Genomic DNA, 15871 nt, shown 5'->3' on the forward strand with positions numbered 1-15871 from the left:
CGGTTTTTTCTTTGAGAAGGGCTTCGTGTGGCTAAAAAAAAGAAATTAATTCAAATATATTCACCTAACAACGAATAATTATCAATAGTATCCCCCAAGTAACTACCCCACTTCAAAGTGCGTACTTCCTGAATGGATAGTCAGGGTCTACAATGAGTGAGTAGCCAAAACAAACACTGCATGCATCTGAACAGACCAATTGGTGCAGGCTAAATATCTGATTATTATTTTTTCAGGAACGAATCATACTTGAACAACAAAGGAGAAATAAATGATGAAATTGCAATTGGCGCTTGACTTGGTAAATATCCCTGAAGGTATCGCATTGGTTAAAGAGGTTGAACAATATATTGATATCGTTGAGATTGGTACTCCAATCGTTATTAATGAAGGTTTGCACGCGGTAAAAGCGATGAAAGAAGCATTCCCTAATCTGCAAGTTCTTGCAGACCTTAAAATCATGGACGCTGGTGGTTATGAAATCATGAAAGCAGCTGAAGCTGGTGCGGATCTGATCACTGTGCTTGGGGCAACCAATGACAGTACGATCAAAGGTGCAGTAGCAGAAGCGAAGAAACAAAACAAACAAGTTCTTGTAGACATGATCAACGTGCCTAACCTGGAACAACGTGCTCGTGAAATTGATGCGCTTGGCGTAGATTACATCTGTGTACACACAGGTTATGATCTACAAGCTGAAGGACAAAGCCCGTTCGAAGATCTGCAAACGATCAAAGCTGCTGTGAAAAATGCTAAAACGGCTGTCGCTGGTGGAATTAAGCTGGAAACATTGCCAGAAGTAATCAAAGCACAACCGGATCTGGTTATTGTAGGCGGCGGTATCACAGGACAAGCAGACAAAGCGGCAGTTGCAGCTGAAATGCAACGTCTCGTTAAACAAGGGTAAGCAGATGAGCAAAACACAGTACGCAGCTGACATCTTGAAGGAGCTGGAACGTACGTTAAGCCAGATCGACGATGCAGAGATGCAAGCGATGGCTGAGCACATTCTGGCTGCGGAACAGATTTTTGTAGCAGGAGCAGGTCGGTCAGGACTTATGGGGAAGGCTTTTGCCATGAGACTGATGCAGATGGGGCTTCGTGTATATGTGGTGGGCGAGACCGTAACACCTGGGATCAGCTCTAAGGATTTCCTCTTGCTGTGCTCTGGCTCAGGAGAGACAGGCAGTCTGGTAGCCATGGCTGAAAAGGCTAGTCAAGCTGGTGCGCCTGTAGGTCTCATTACGATTAAGCCAGAGTCCACGATTGGGAAATTGGCAACTACGGTAGTGCGCCTTCCGGCTTCAGCCAAAGAGGACACAGCAACTTCCGGAGCGGCACTAACCATTCAGCCGATGGGTTCGTTGTTCGAACAAGGACTGTTAATCGGCATGGATGCTCTCATTCTTACGATGATGGAAATGAAGGGTATGACCGGAGCGGATATGTTTGGCCGCCACGCGAACCTGGAATAGTGAATAGATGAAAGACCGGAATCCTTTGATTATGAAGGGTTCTGGTCTTTTCTGCGATACATAGTCATTCATCTGTATAGGTTTTATCCGTGATTTTCAGTTAAACTTTGCATCCCGACCAGGCTGTAGTAGAATTAATAGATAGCTGTATCGAATGAATGTACTTATTACATCATGCATGGAGCGGAAAACTTACCTCGTGTGAAGTGTCCCCGTGATATGTGTAATATACCCGATATAAGATTGAAGATGAGGGGGCTCGGAGCCATGGCGTCCGAAGTGAAGGAACGGATTAATCTGAAGGAAATCAACTGTGAGAAGGAATTGACCCTTGCGGTGATCGGTGGCAAGTGGAAACTGATTATTTTGTGGCACTTGGGCCTGGAAGGCACCAAACGTTTCAGTGAGCTGAAACGCCTAATCCCTCATATTACCCAGAAGATGCTGACCAACCAGCTTCGTGAGCTGGAGGAAGACAAACTGATTGAACGCAAGGTGTATGCAGAGGTACCACCTCGGGTGGAGTATACGTTGACCGATCACGGTCAAAGCCTGATGCCCGTCCTGCACGCGATGTATAACTGGGGTAAAAACTATGGTGAAAATGTAATTTGGAAAGAAAGCTAAATAAGTTATAGTTAGAACGACCGCTAGGTAAATGGATTCTTCCATAAACCAGCGGTTTTTTAGTTACTTTTAAATTTTGGACAGTGGATCAATAGTTTACTCCAAACGCAGCGGGCAGAAATAGACTTAAGAAGCGAAGCGTTCGCCTTTATCACCGGATTTTCACCTTTGAAAAAGGGGAATCAAAAAATCTGGGGATAACAGCGATCGAAAGGCTATTCTGCCAGCGGAGTAATAAGGAGTAATCATTGTCATGTATAGATGAGCAGAATATGATACGATGAGAGATATTGGAAAATGCAAGGAGGATGACAACTAAAGATGGAAAAAATACGTACACGTGCTGAGGTAAACCCAGAAACGACTTGGGATCTGAAAGACTTGTTTGTAACCGATGTAGAGTGGGAGCAGGAGCTTCGATCACTTCCTCTGGCTGCTGCCCAGATCGAAACGTTCAAAGGACGTCTGGGCGAAGGGGCTGAACAATTACTGGCTTGTCTGGATGCGCGTGAAGCTTTGCAGGAGCGAATCAGCAAGACGGCGTCTTATGCTCGACTGAAGCAGTCAGAGGACAGCACCAATCCGGTTAATATTGAGAATTCAGCCAAGGCAGGAGATATCCTATCAAATCTGTCGTCGTCCTTGTCTTTTGTCAATTCGGAGATCGTTGATCTGCCGGAGGGAACAGTTGAGCGTTATCTTGAAGAGCTTCCGGAATTGGAGCCGTATGCGCGCAGTTTGGAGCGTTTGATTCGAGAAAAAGCACATCGGCTTACGCCTGAGACCGAGAAGGTACTCGCTTCATTAGGAGAGGTACTGGATTCGCCATATCGTATCTATCTGCGCGGTAAACTGGCAGACATGACGTTTGACGATGCTCTTGATGGAGAGGACAATAATCGTCCACTGTCCTGGTCATTCTATGAAAATAATTATGAGATGTCGTCTGATACAAAGCTGCGCCGTTCTGCTTATGCTGCATTCAGCTCGACATTAAATGATTACAAAAATACGTTCGCAGAAGGTTATGCAACCGAAGTGAAGAAACAGGTTGTTTTATCCAGGCTGCGTGGTTACGACGATGTTACAGATATGCTTCTCAGCCCACAGCAAGTGAGCAAAGAGATGTACAATAATATTCTGGATATTATCCAGCAGGAACTCGCACCTCATATGCGCAGACTGGCGGCTCTCAAGAAACGTGAGCTGGGTCTGGACAAACTGATGTTTTGTGATCTGAAGGCGCCGCTTGATCCTGAATTTAGCCCTGCCATTACATATGATGAGGCGTGCATACTCATTCGAGAAGCACTTGATGTGCTTGGGCCGGAGTACGGCGAGATCGTAGAGCGCGCATTCAGTGATCGCTGGGTGGATTACGCAGATAACGCAGGCAAATCCACAGGGGCATTTTGCTCCTCTATATATGGTTCACACTCTTATATCTTAATTTCATGGGCGAACAATATGCGCGGAGCATTTACACTTGCCCATGAAGTGGGGCACGCAGGCCACTTCATGCTTGCGGGACGTTACCAACGGCTCACGAATACACGGCCATCTCTTTATTTCATTGAGGCGCCGTCGACCATGAATGAAATGCTTCTGGCCGATCATCTATTGAAGCGTTCCGATAATCCGAGAATGCGTCGCTGGGTCATTTTGCAATTGTTGAACACGTATTACCATAACTTCGTTACACATCTGCTGGAAGGTGAATTACAGCGCAGGGTGTACGCACGCGCAACCAATGATGAGCCCATTACGGCGAAGACGTTAAGTCAACTCAAGGGAGACATCCTTTCCGAATTCTGGGGACCTGATCTGGTAATTGATGAAGGGGCCAAGCTCACGTGGATGAGACAGCCTCATTATTATATGGGACTATATCCGTATACCTATGCGGCAGGCTTGACGGCTTCCACAGCGGCTGCACAGCAGATTCGTGAAGAAGGACAGCCTGCGGTAGATCGCTGGCTTGATGCACTCAAAGCTGGTGGAAGTCTCACACCACAGGAGTTAATGAAGCTTGCGGGTGTGGATATGTCCGGACCTGAGCCGATTCGCTCTGCGGTTGCTTATGTCGGCAGTCTGGTCGACGAACTTGAACGTCTGTATTCCTGATCTGGTTCATATAGTATATGGACAAGGCAGAACGGGTTGTCTGCATGCACCGCCTTCCTTGCGTGGGGGGCGGTGCATCTTATTTTTGCAAGGGGAAAGGAACGATGATGAATGGCGTTAACGAGCGTGTCCTCATCGATGGGCCGATTAAGCGTAGACGGCTTTGGTGTGTTTGACGACATGAATGGAGTTCCAGGTTTTGAAGGCAATCAGGGTGGTTTTTTTTCGGGATTTAATGAGTTTGCTACAATGAATGCATTTGCTTCGATTTTCATTGGCGCCATATTTCTCATCATTGCGGGAGTCATTGTTTTTGTTATTATTTCAGGCATACGCTCAGGGATGTCAAATAACGCGGCAGCCTTGTTAACCCTGCACTCAACAGTGGTAGCCAAACGAACGGAAGTCTCAGGTGGAAGCGGCGATAGCAGTGCGACTACCCGGTATTATGTTACATTTGAATTCGACAATGGGGAGCGCACTGAACTGATTGTTGGCGGAAACCATTATGGTATGATGGTGGAAAATGATCGAGGGATGCTGACGTATCAGGGGACACGTTTCAAGCATTTTGAGAGAGATGTACAACCCCAGTCGGGGGAAAGCAAAGGTCAATTTTATACGTAAAAAAAGAACTGCGGCTCCTCCCAGCTGGGAGAGAGTCGTTTTTGGTATACCCAAAAGAAAGAAAAACTGAAGGGTATTCAAACGCTTACATTGGTGATATACTCGTAAAATAAAGTAAAACAGTATTAAACAAAAACAAACAAACAATAAATACAGAATAAAGTACAGAGTTACGGTCTGAATCAAGGGATACCGTTTGGAAAATAGGATGGGTTCGAAAGGTTGGTGAAGCGCGGTGAGTGTGCTGGCTTATGATTTGGGCGCTGGGAGCGGGAGAGCGCTACTGGGACATCTGAATGATCGAGGGATCGAAACAAGCGAAATTCATCGGTTCAAGAATGAACCAGTGAAGATTGGCGAGCGGATGCACTGGGATATTCTGCGATTGCATCATGAATTGTTGCAGGGGCTTACCCTTGTGAAACAGCAGGGAGAACAGCCGGAGAGCCTGGGGATCGATTCCTGGGGCGTTGATTTTGGTTTGCTTGGCAGTAATGGTGAGTTGCTTGGTAACCCGTATCATTACCGTGATACACAGTTTAACGGCATGATGGATCAGGTACGCCAAGAGCTGAGCTCTCAGCGAATCTTCGAACGTACAGGGATACAGTTTCTTAGCTTTAATACCCTGTATCAATTGGCAACGCTTCAACGCAGCGGTTCCCCGTTGCTTCATGAAGCAGAGCGTTTTCTCATGATTCCGGATTTGCTACGTTATTTCCTGACAGGGGAAGCGGTGAATGAGTTCACCAATGCAACCACAACACAATTATACAATCCATCAGCGGGGCAGTGGGATAGTGAGTTGCTGGCGCATATTCGTATTTCGGAGAAACTGTTTGGTAAAGCCGTGCTGCCAGGTACCCGTGTTGGACAATTGCGAAGCAGTATCTGTAACGATCTGGGATTGTCCCCGATTCCCGTGATCGCTGTTGCGGAGCATGATACGGGTTCAGCCGTTGTGGCTGTTCCTGCAACGGAACGTTCATTTGCTTATCTGAGCTGTGGAACCTGGTCCCTGATGGGTACGGAGATAGATCATCCTGCAATTAGTACCGAGAGTCTGGCCTTGAACTTCACGAATGAAGGCGGGGCGGGCGGAACATTCCGTCTGCTGAAGAACATTATGGGTTTATGGATTTTGCAGGAAAGCATGCGCGAGTGGGAGCGCCAGGGGCAGGGAATTAGCTATGATGCGTTATTGGCGCAGGCGGAACAAGCACCTCCATTTGCCAGTTTGTTTGATCCGGATGATGAACTATTCATGCCAGCAGGAGATATGACGACCCGTATACGTCAGTATTGCCGTGATACAGGGCAAGTGGTACCAGAGGATCAGGGGGCTATTGCCCGGGCAATTCTGGAGAGTCTTGCATTGAAGTATAGAAGAGTTCTGGAATGGACGGAGCAATTGTCGGGTCAGGCGTTCAACGGATTGCATATGGTCGGTGGAGGCATCCAGAACCGCCTGTTATGTCAGTGGACTGCAAATTCCATTGGTAAGCCGGTATGGGCGGGTCCAGCAGAGGGAAGTGCCATCGGGAATATGGCTGTGCAATGGATGGCGAGCGGAGCTTTTAAAGATATCTGGGAAGCGCGTAAGGCCATTCGTGATTCATTTCCGGTAACTGTGTATGAGCCGCAGGACAGGTCAATCTGGGAAGATGCTTATGGCAGATTTCTGCGTGTGACGGCTTCATCTAATTCACAAGCGGGGAGTGAGGTGTAACATGCTGGCAGCCGAGCGGTATGACCGGATTGTGGAGATGGTGAATGTAAAGGGCAGTATGCGTGTATCCGAGCTTAGTGAGCGCTGCCGGGTGACGGAGGAAACCATCCGGCGTGACCTGGATCGGCTGGAACACGCAGGACGACTACGCCGATCTCACGGTGGTGCAGTGAGTGTGAAGGAAGATCAACCGGAGATCCCTTACCGGATCAGGGAGACAACCCATGCGGAAGAGAAAAAGCGGATTGCACAAGCGGCTCTGACGATGATTAATCCGGGTGATCGCATTCTGTTGGATGCGAGCACAACGGCAGGTTATATGGCAGCGAACATGCCGGATTTTCCGCTGACGGTCTTAACCAACTCGATCCAAATCGCTACTGAACTCAGCAACCGTGACAAGGTTGAGGTCATCTCAACAGGGGGCCAGCTGGCATCGCGCTCGTTATCTTTTGTTGGGCCGCTGGCGGAGCGTTCTTTGGAAACGTATCACGTGGATAAAATGTTTATGTCGTGCAAAGGTGTACATCTCGAAGGTGGCGGAATCAGTGAATCCAATGAACTCCAGGCAAGGCTGAAGCAGAAGATGGTTGGCATATCAGATCAAGTCATCTTACTTGCAGATGCCAGTAAATTTGGTGTACGTGCTTTTGCCCGAGTATCCGGGTTAAATGCAGTCCATATGATCGTTACCGATCAGCCATTGGAGGCTGAACAGACAGAACGTTTGAGCGGATACGATATTGGTATCATCACGGTTTAATCTTTCAGATTTTATCTATATAAAATGAACTAAACATTTACACGAAACGGAGTGTCCAGTGTAAATATTCTTAGTCAATTCATCTACTAATCAGTTAATAGGAGCGTGTAATTATGAAGGTCTCCTTATTCATTACCTGCCTCAGCGATGCCATCTATCCCCGAGTGGGGGAGGCCATGGTCAGATTGCTCGCCGCTCATGGCGTTCGGCTGGATTTCCCGCCGGTGCAGACCTGCTGCGGTCAGCCTTCCTACAATAGCGGGTACTGGGATGAGACTCGGGTAGCGGCCAAGACCATTCTTGAAGCGTTTGATGACAGTGATTTTGTAGTCTGTCCATCCGGATCGTGTACGTATATGATTCATCATTATCCCGAGCTGTTCGCGGATGAACCAGTATGGTTGGAGAAGGCAAAACGATTGGAAGCCAAAGCTTATGAGTTTACTCAATTCCTCGTTCAGGTACTCGGGATAACCGATCTGGGCGCACATTTTCCGCACAAAGTAACCTATCATCCATCCTGTCATGGCAGCCGTCTGCTTGGTGTGAAGGATGAGCCGATGGCGCTACTCTCTCAAGTAAAAGGTCTGGAATTGGTTCCGCTCCCATTTGCTGAGGATTGCTGCGGGTTCGGGGGCACGTTTGCCATCAAAATGTCCGATATTTCAGGAGCGATGGTGACGGAGAAGGTCGATCATGTCAAAGAGACACAAGCCGAAGTATTGGTGGGGCTGGACATGGCCTGTCTGATGAATATCGCAGGTAATCTGCGTTATCGGAATGAACCGGTGCGTGTGATGCATCTGGCGGAACTACTGTATGAGGGGGTGCGAACAGGATGAGCCAACCGGGAGTTATGGATACTACGGTCAAAGAACGTGCCGGACTGGCCTTGAATGATGATTTTCTGCGAAAAGCAGTCAAATTCACGACAGAACGTTTGCGTAACGGGAAGAAATCTGCCTCAGAAGAACATGGGAATTGGGATGAATGGCGGGAGCGTGGCCGTCAGATTCGTCTGCATACGATTGCGTATCTGGATTATTACCTGAATGAATTTGTTAATAACGCCCGTGCGAACGGGGTTCATATTCATTTTGCAGATACATCGGTGGAAGCAGCGGCGATTGCGCTGGATATTGCGGCGCACAAGCAGGCTTCTACGGTGGTGAAGTCCAAATCGATGGTGTCGGAGGAAGTGCACCTGAATCATGTATTGGAGTCGGCGGGCATTGAAGCCATTGAGACCGATCTGGGTGAATACATCATACAGTTGGCAGGTGAAGCCCCTTCTCATATTGTCATTCCAGCCATCCATAAGAACCGCTACCAGATTGCAGAGTTGTTATCGAAGGAAGCGGGTGAAATTCTGGAGCCGGACACAACGGTACTTGCCGGATTTGTTCGCAAAAAGCTGCGTGAGAAGTTCCTCGAAGCAGATATCGGCATGACCGGCTGCAATTTTGCGATTGCAGAGACAGGTTCCATGGTTTTGTTCGAAAATGAAGGCAATGCCCGTATGGTATCCACTGTTCCAAAAACGCAGATTACACTGATGGGCATGGAGCGGATCATCCCGTCGTGGACGGATCTGGAGGTCATGGCAACCTTGTTGCCACGCTCCGCAACAGGTCAGAAATTAACGATGTACATGTCAGGCATCACAGGTCCTCGCCGCACAGCGGATGCGGATGGACCGGATGAAATGCACATTATTATCGTGGACAACGGTCGATCCTTACAGCTCGGTGATCCTGAATTCCAGGAGTTGCTGAATTGTATTCGCTGTGGTGCTTGTCTGAATGCTTGCCCGGTATATCGTCATATTGGAGGTCATGCCTACGGTGGAACATACAGTGGTCCGATTGGCGCAGTACTGACTCCTGCACTTAATGGCAACATTGATGAATGGAACGATATTGCGGGTGCTTCGAGTCTGTGCGGAGCCTGTTATGAAGCATGTCCAGTTAAAATTCCATTGCATGATATGCTCGTTTATTTACGTAGGCGTAAAGTGGAAGACGGCCATGGAAACAAAATGGAAAGCATGGGCATGAAGGGATTTGCCGCTGTTGTATCCAATTCCAAACGTTTCAGTGCGGCCATACGTCTCGGACAGATCGGGCAGAAGGCAGTTGTACGCAACAACGGCATTTCACTCAAATTGGGTCCACTTAAAGGCTGGAACAATTATCGGGTTGCGCCAAGCCTCGCCAAGAAATCCTTCCGGCAACAATGGAACAAGCTGGATCAGGAACTGAACCAGAAGCAATCGGCCATGGATTCTTCCGTTCGCAGTCGTATGGAGCAGATTATTCGTGAACGAGAAGAAGGGGAGGATAAGCATGGTCACTGAACATCAGCAATGGCTCGCGCAATTGGAGAAGAAGTCCATGGAGAAACAGGAGCAGTTCATGAATGATATTGCTTCGAAATTGAGGAGACCAAGGCAACGCCATGCGCCGACCCAACCTTTTCGGGGAGCACCCGACTTTTGGACTGAGCTGGAATGGGATGAAGAGAAGCGTATTCAAGCATTTACGGATAACTTTGTGAGTGTAGGCGCACACATCGCCCGGGTTCAGAACATGGAAGAAGTATCTCAATTTATTGCCAACAAATCTCATGAACTGAGTGCCAGATATATCATTCGTCAGAATGAACAGGCGTTACAGGATCTCGGATTGGAAGAGCAACTTCCGGATGTACAGATCTCAGTGTGGAATAGTCAGGCGGATGAGAACTGGAAGGCTCGGGCAGCTGAGGCTGATATCGGTGTGGTCATGGCGGATTATGCAACAGCATACACAGGCTCGGTTACTGTGCTTTCTTCACCTGAAAAAGGTCGTTCAGTCAGTCTACTGCCTACGGTACTCATCATCATTATTCCAGTAGATCGACTGTACACCAGACTGGGTGAGACGCTGGATCGATTTGACGAAGCGGGGAGAGAGAATCTTCCAGCAGGCATCCACTTTATTTCCGGGCCAAGCCGCTCTTCCGATATTGAAAATGATTTAACCATTGGGGTACACGGACCAGGCATTGTATATGGTTTAATTATGGGTTAACGATGTGTTTAGCGTGATGGCACATCATGATTTTGATAACTGTCCGAGATGCAGTGTGTGACTGCTAAGGGCAGTTTTTTATTTTGTATACTATAGTTAAAAACTATTAAAATTATATTTATTATATATTTCACCTATTAATAATGGAGGTGTATAATCCATCTCAAGAGAGAGTTCATATGAGATACAAAAGAGAAAGAGGAGGATGAATACAGATGAGTATATTTTCTTACCAAGTTCCGTTTATGGATAAACACAAGGGTGATTTTTCTGCTTTTAAAGGGAAGGTGCTACTTATTGTGAATACAGCAAGTCGGTGCAGCTACTCCCGGCAATTCAGTGAACTTCAGCAGATGTATGAGAAATATCGTGATCAGGGGCTGGAGATTCTGGCGTTCCCGTGCAACCAGTTTAACGACAAAGAACCTGGTAGTAGCGCTGAGGTAGCTGAGTATTGCAGAAGTCAGTTTCAGATATCCTTTCCGATTTTGGAGAAGGTTGAGGTCGTTGGGCAATCGATGCATCCTGTGTTTCGTTATCTGACTACAGAAGCGCCATTTCAAGGTTATGATCTGGACACGAAGGAAGGAGAGTGGATGGACACCTTTGTGAAAGAGAAGCATCCAGAATTGTATCAAGGTGACGGCATCAAATGGAATTTCACCAAATTCCTGATTGACCGTAGTGGGAACGTCCATGGCCGTTATGAAACGACAGTAGCTCCATTAGAGATGGAGTCTGTTATTCAGGTTCTGTTAAAGAATTCATAATTATACCTTAATCCCTGTCCTGAGGTCCTATGACTTTGGGACTGTTGAAGATTAGAACTGGAAATGTTAGGGTAAAAGAAGATAACGAAGGGCTCCATTTTTTTTAATCAAAAATGACCAATATACCATTTTGGTCAGTTAGTTCTATTGTGGTTTTATCGTTATCTGGATGAAATATGAAAATTTGCAAAAAATAACTTGAATCTGTTGATCTGAAGAGTAAGTGTAATCGCGTCTGTAAATCAAGTCATTATTTTTTAGTTGTAGAACTCTTAACTTGGAAAGAAGGAGTGAGTGTCATGCCACCAATTTCAGTGCCTCAACCAAAAACATTTGGCCCACTGGGCAATTTGCCGCAATTGAACTTTGAAGAGCCGGTGCAATCCTTGGTGAAACTGGCTGAAGAATACGGACCGATCTTTCGTATGGAGTACCCCGGACGAAGTGAATTGTATATTTCCGGTCACGAACTGGTCGCCGAGGTAACAGATGAATCCAAATTCGACAAACGTGTTTGGGCACCCCTTGCGAAGGTTCGTGCTTTTGCAGGAGATGGACTATTTACGAGTTGGACCGAGGAGCCGAATTGGAAAAAAGCCCATAACGTACTGCTGCCAAGTTTCAGTCAACGTGCGATGCAGGGATATCACAACAAAATGATTGATCTGGCTGTGCAGCTGGTTCAGAAATGGTCACGATTGAACCCGGATGAGACGGTTAACGTTCCGGATGATATGACACGTCTTACGCTCGACACGATTGGTCTGTGTGGGTTCAACTATCGGTTTAACAGCTTCTATCGGGAAGAACCACATCCATTCATTACGAGTATGGTTCGTGCGTTGGATGAATCCATGAGTTCATTGCAACGACTGCGTCTGCAAGACAAGCTGATGATCACCAAAAAGAAACAGTTTGAACAGGATATCCGTTCCATGTTCTCTTTGGTGGATCACATTATTGCCGAGCGCAAAGAGAAACCGCAGGAAGGCGCAGATGATCTGTTGTCCCACATGCTCAGCGGCAAGGACCCGGAAACAGGAGAAACGCTGGATGATGAGAACATCCGTTATCAGATTATTACATTCCTGATTGCTGGACATGAGACCACAAGTGGACTGTTATCCTTCGCCGTTTATTATCTGATGAAGAATCCGGATACGCTGGCTAAAGCACAAGCTGAGGTGGATCAGATTCTGAAAGATCCGGTTCCCACGTACAACCAGGTTCGCAATCTGAAGTATGTTCGCATGGTTTTGAATGAAGCACTGCGGTTATGGCCTACGGCCCCGGCATTTTCCCTGTATGCAAAAGAGGACACGGTACTTGCGGGTCAATATCCTTTGCAAAAAGGAGACAGTGTCAGTGTACTTATTCCCAAGCTGCATCGTGACCGCGAAGCATGGGGAGACGACGTAGAGGAATTCCGCCCGGAACGGTTCGAAGATCCGAGCAAAGTGCCGCATGATGCCTATAAACCTTTTGGTAATGGTCAACGGGCCTGTATTGGTCAGCAGTTTGCACTTCAGGAAGCAACGCTGGTACTGGGCATGGTGTTGAAGCATTTTGACTTCATAGATCATTCTGATTATCAGTTAAAAGTGAAAGAAACGCTGACGCTCAAACCGGATAACTTCACAATTCGTGTACGTGCGCGTGGCGGGCAGCCAGTCATGGCCGTTCCGGGTGTAGCGGTTGAAGAACCAAAGCCGGTTGCCAAAAGAACGGAGCCGGATGCAGCCAATGCCCACCACACACCGATGCTTGTTCTGTACGGTTCCAATCTGGGTACCGCTGAAGGCATTGCACGTGAAATTGCAGATACCGCCAGATATCAGGGTTTCCGGAGTGAGGTTGCTACGCTGGATGATCGTGTTGGCAAACTGCCAAAGGAGGGTGCCGTCATTATTGTCAGTGCATCCTATAATGGTCAGCCGCCAAGTAATGCCAAGATGTTTGTCGAGTGGATCGAACATGCAGATGCGAATGAATTCAAGGGTGTGCGTTTCGCCGTTCTTGGATGCGGTGACCACAACTGGGCCAGCACCTATCAGCGTATTCCGCGTTTAATAGATGAACAGTTATCTTCCAGAGGAGCAGAGCGGTTATCACCGCTGGGTGAGTCCGATGCCAGTGGAGATTTCGAGAAACAGGTGGGGGATTGGACAGAGCAATTATGGCCAGATCTCGCACGAACGATGGGACTGAAACTGAACACAAGCTCCAATAGCGAACGCAGTTCCCTATCTGTACAGTTTGTCAGTGGGCTCGCCGTAACACCGCTTGCGGATACGTATGATGCCCATGTGGCAGAAGTACTTGAGAACAGAGAGCTTCACGACGCGGGCAGTGAACGAAGCACACGTCACCTGGAGATTAAATTGCCTGAAGGCATAACCTACAAGGAAGGGGATCATCTGGGCATTCTGCCACAGAATCCACCGGAACTTGTGGAACTTGTATTGCGTCGTTATGGATTCACCGGAACGGAGCATCTTGTTCTGGATGCATCCGGTCGGAGTGCCGCGCATCTGCCGCTGCAACAACCAGTGAACCTCTATGATCTGCTCAGTCATAGCGTTGAGCTTCAGGAGGCGGCAACTCGTGCGCAGTTGAGAGAAATGGCAGCATACACCGTATGTCCACCGCATAAGAAAGAACTTGAAGCGCTGCTGGATGAATCTGTGTATATGGATGAAGTGCGGAATAAACGGATCTCCATGCTGGATTATCTGGTGAAATATGAGGCATGTGAACTGCCGTTTGAGCGTTTCCTTGAATTATTGCCTTCACTAAAAGCCAGATATTATTCGATCTCCAGTTCACCGCGTGTTCAGCCCGATCAAGCGAGTATTACGGTCAGTGTTGTGCGCGCCCCAGCATGGAGTGGACAGGGAGAATACAAAGGCATTGCGTCCAACTATCTGGCAAACCTGAAACCGGGTGACGAGATCGTCATGTTCACGCGGACACCGGAATCCGGCTTCCAACTGCCGGAGGATGCACAGGTTCCCGTTATCATGGTAGGTCCGGGTACAGGTGTTGCTCCATTCCGAGGTTTCTTGCAGGCAAGGCACGTATTGAAGGAACAAGGTCGTGAGGTTGGCGAAGCCCACCTGTACTTTGGATGCCGGAATCCCGAGCATGATTATCTGTACAAAAATGAATTGGAAGCAGCCCAGCAAGAAGGGCTTGTGAAGCTTCATACGGCCTTCTCCCGTGTAGACGGGGAGGAGAAATGTTATGTACAGCATCTGATGAGAGACGATGCCCGTCATCTGATTCCTTTGTTTGAAGAGGGAGCGCATCTGTATATCTGCGGTGATGGCAGCAAGATGGCACCTGATGTGGAAGCCACACTCCAGCAGGCATACGCTGATATTCATGGCAAATCCGCGAAGGAAGCAGAAGATTGGCTTAATCAGCTTCAGCAGGAAGGTCGTTATGCCAAGGACGTATGGACAGGCATCTGATGTACACATGTGAAGGGTCAGCTTGATCCGTAACTGGCTGAGCGGTGAGATACAGAAGCAGTTCTGTTCTCACCGCTTTTTGACATAAAATGATTCTTCAGCAGATAAGTGGTTGCATGGGTTATAATTATATATTGGAAGGGAGCACCCGTATGCAGACATTTGGGAACCATTGTATGGCTTGCGAAAAGAACCAGCTTTACTTCCGGGTACACGGCCGTTTCAGTTTTTTTCTTCCGGCGGTTGGCCGATAGATCGACTCGACGCTGGAAAGAGGAAATAATATACGGGAAGGGACTCTGCCTTTTCCCTGGAGTTCAAGATAATCCAGTCCCACGCCCACAAGTCTGATATTGTTAAATGCATTCCTGGAAGGGAAAGTCGTACGGATTCCCACTCTGACGCCTCGCCGTGTTCGAGGAATATCGAATACCCGAATGGAATTCAGACTAAGTGGAATGAATAACTGCCGGTTTACTTTGATAAACTGCCTTGGATAGACACGACGAATACGTCCCGGTTCCAACCCGGAGAGTGGAGTATTCAGTTCTGCAAGGTGCCCCTGGAGTTCTGCCAGACGCTGCTGAAGTGTTTTTCCAGTATGGAGATGCTGCCAGCTCATAAGTATTCCTCCGTTCGCCATTTGTACCTAGTATATGAAGGAACGGGGTAGGAAGGTGTACGTTTGATAGCCCATGTTCGTTAAGGCTAACGGGGTTTCTTTTATAATAGAGGAGTGATTCACATGATCGTAGAGATGTATAAAGACCTCATTAAGGATGAGCGTGGCAATTATTATATGGCAGTGCAGATCGAGGGCAATGAGCTTACGCTCGTTAATGCTTTCGTTGAAGCGGCATTCACGCCTGAACTGATCTACAATGAAGAGTTCCGTGCCAAGCATAAGGAGATGGAAGGCGGATTTGTAGGCAAAATTGCGATGGACCTGCTAAGGCATGATGTGGTCATGGGGATGAAGCAAATCGACCGAAAACTGTTGAACCTGTCGGATGTGGAACAGCAGTTCACGGTAAATTATATTGATACGATTGAATTTTATCGTCACCCGGCGTGGAACCGGAAGGTGTAAGGTGAAACTCATCTCCTCTGTAACCAGAGAGAGAATGATTTCCGCAGTGGTAGTCAATTTCTAAATCTTGTGTCCTTATGAATAAGAAATAAAGGAATATAAACGCGCAAAGGGGAAAAGCG

14 protein-coding genes are annotated in these 15871 nt (G+C 47.6%); 13 read left to right on the forward strand and 1 reads right to left on the reverse strand.

What is annotated here, in order from left to right; translation table 11 throughout:
• The first annotated feature begins 274 nt into the window (after window positions 1–274).
• The 12 genes from hxlA to MHI52_RS12915 all read left to right on the forward strand — a co-directional run bounded on the left by hxlA (window position 275) and on the right by MHI52_RS12915 (window position 14659).
• Window positions 275–907: a 3-hexulose-6-phosphate synthase gene (gene hxlA / locus MHI52_RS12860; RefSeq protein ID WP_036670570.1), complete on the forward strand. Its 633-nt coding sequence runs from the start codon at window positions 275–277 to the stop codon at window positions 905–907.
• Window positions 908–911: 4 nt separating this feature from the next.
• Window positions 912–1475 (forward strand): 6-phospho-3-hexuloisomerase, encoded by a 564-nt coding sequence (hxlB, locus tag MHI52_RS12865; RefSeq protein ID WP_405159140.1) that lies wholly within the window; start codon window positions 912–914, stop codon window positions 1473–1475.
• A 267-nt stretch (window positions 1476–1742) separates the two neighbouring features.
• Complete coding sequence (locus MHI52_RS12870) at window positions 1743–2102, forward strand: helix-turn-helix domain-containing protein (RefSeq protein WP_036608849.1); 360 nt, start codon at window positions 1743–1745, stop codon at window positions 2100–2102.
• 321 nt (window positions 2103–2423) lie between these two features.
• Window positions 2424–4226 carry an oligoendopeptidase F gene (gene pepF, locus MHI52_RS12875; RefSeq protein WP_127546209.1) on the forward strand — a complete coding sequence of 601 codons (1803 nt, stop codon included), beginning with the start codon at window positions 2424–2426 and terminating at the stop codon, window positions 4224–4226.
• 138 nt (window positions 4227–4364) lie between these two features.
• The gene (locus tag MHI52_RS12880) at window positions 4365–4853 is read left to right on the forward strand and encodes a DUF2500 domain-containing protein (RefSeq protein ID WP_405159141.1); all 489 of its coding nucleotides are present in this window, start codon (window positions 4365–4367) and stop codon (window positions 4851–4853) included.
• A gap of 235 nt (window positions 4854–5088) precedes the next feature.
• Window positions 5089–6582, forward strand: coding sequence for a rhamnulokinase family protein (locus tag MHI52_RS12885; RefSeq protein WP_127546212.1), 1494 nt, complete (start codon window positions 5089–5091; stop codon window positions 6580–6582).
• Between the two features lies 1 nt (window position 6583).
• Window positions 6584–7345 carry a DeoR/GlpR family DNA-binding transcription regulator gene (locus MHI52_RS12890; RefSeq protein WP_076327809.1) on the forward strand — a complete coding sequence of 254 codons (762 nt, stop codon included), beginning with the start codon at window positions 6584–6586 and terminating at the stop codon, window positions 7343–7345.
• 113 nt (window positions 7346–7458) lie between these two features.
• Complete coding sequence (locus MHI52_RS12895; protein WP_017688927.1) at window positions 7459–8187, forward strand: (Fe-S)-binding protein; 729 nt, start codon at window positions 7459–7461, stop codon at window positions 8185–8187.
• A complete protein-coding gene (locus MHI52_RS12900) occupies window positions 8184–9701 on the forward strand; it encodes a LutB/LldF family L-lactate oxidation iron-sulfur protein (protein ID WP_047842636.1) in 1518 nt (505 codons plus the stop codon). The genes MHI52_RS12895 and MHI52_RS12900 overlap by 4 nt, the downstream gene beginning before the upstream one ends.
• Window positions 9691–10416 carry an LUD domain-containing protein gene (locus MHI52_RS12905; RefSeq protein WP_017688925.1) on the forward strand — a complete coding sequence of 242 codons (726 nt, stop codon included), beginning with the start codon at window positions 9691–9693 and terminating at the stop codon, window positions 10414–10416. The genes MHI52_RS12900 and MHI52_RS12905 overlap by 11 nt, the downstream gene beginning before the upstream one ends.
• A 215-nt stretch (window positions 10417–10631) precedes the next feature.
• A complete protein-coding gene (locus MHI52_RS12910; protein WP_405159142.1) occupies window positions 10632–11186 on the forward strand; it encodes a glutathione peroxidase in 555 nt (184 codons plus the stop codon).
• Window positions 11187–11485: 299 nt separating this feature from the next.
• Window positions 11486–14659 carry a bifunctional cytochrome P450/NADPH--P450 reductase gene (locus tag MHI52_RS12915; protein WP_405159143.1) on the forward strand — a complete coding sequence of 1058 codons (3174 nt, stop codon included), beginning with the start codon at window positions 11486–11488 and terminating at the stop codon, window positions 14657–14659.
• Window positions 14660–14858: 199 nt separating this feature from the next.
• Here the strand turns inward: MHI52_RS12915 and MHI52_RS12920 are convergent, their stop codons facing one another.
• Window positions 14859–15281: a hypothetical protein gene (locus MHI52_RS12920; RefSeq protein ID WP_076318675.1), complete on the reverse strand. Its 423-nt coding sequence runs from the start codon at window positions 15279–15281 to the stop codon at window positions 14859–14861.
• A gap of 123 nt (window positions 15282–15404) precedes the next feature.
• Here MHI52_RS12920 and MHI52_RS12925 point away from each other — a divergent pair, with 123 nt between their 5' ends.
• A complete protein-coding gene (locus tag MHI52_RS12925) occupies window positions 15405–15749 on the forward strand; it encodes a hypothetical protein (RefSeq protein ID WP_340020129.1) in 345 nt (114 codons plus the stop codon).
• Window positions 15750–15871 lie beyond the last annotated feature (122 nt).

Source organism: Paenibacillus sp. FSL H8-0283, from assembly GCF_045040675.1.
Classification (GTDB): Bacteria; Bacillota; Bacilli; order Paenibacillales; family Paenibacillaceae; genus Paenibacillus; species Paenibacillus amylolyticus.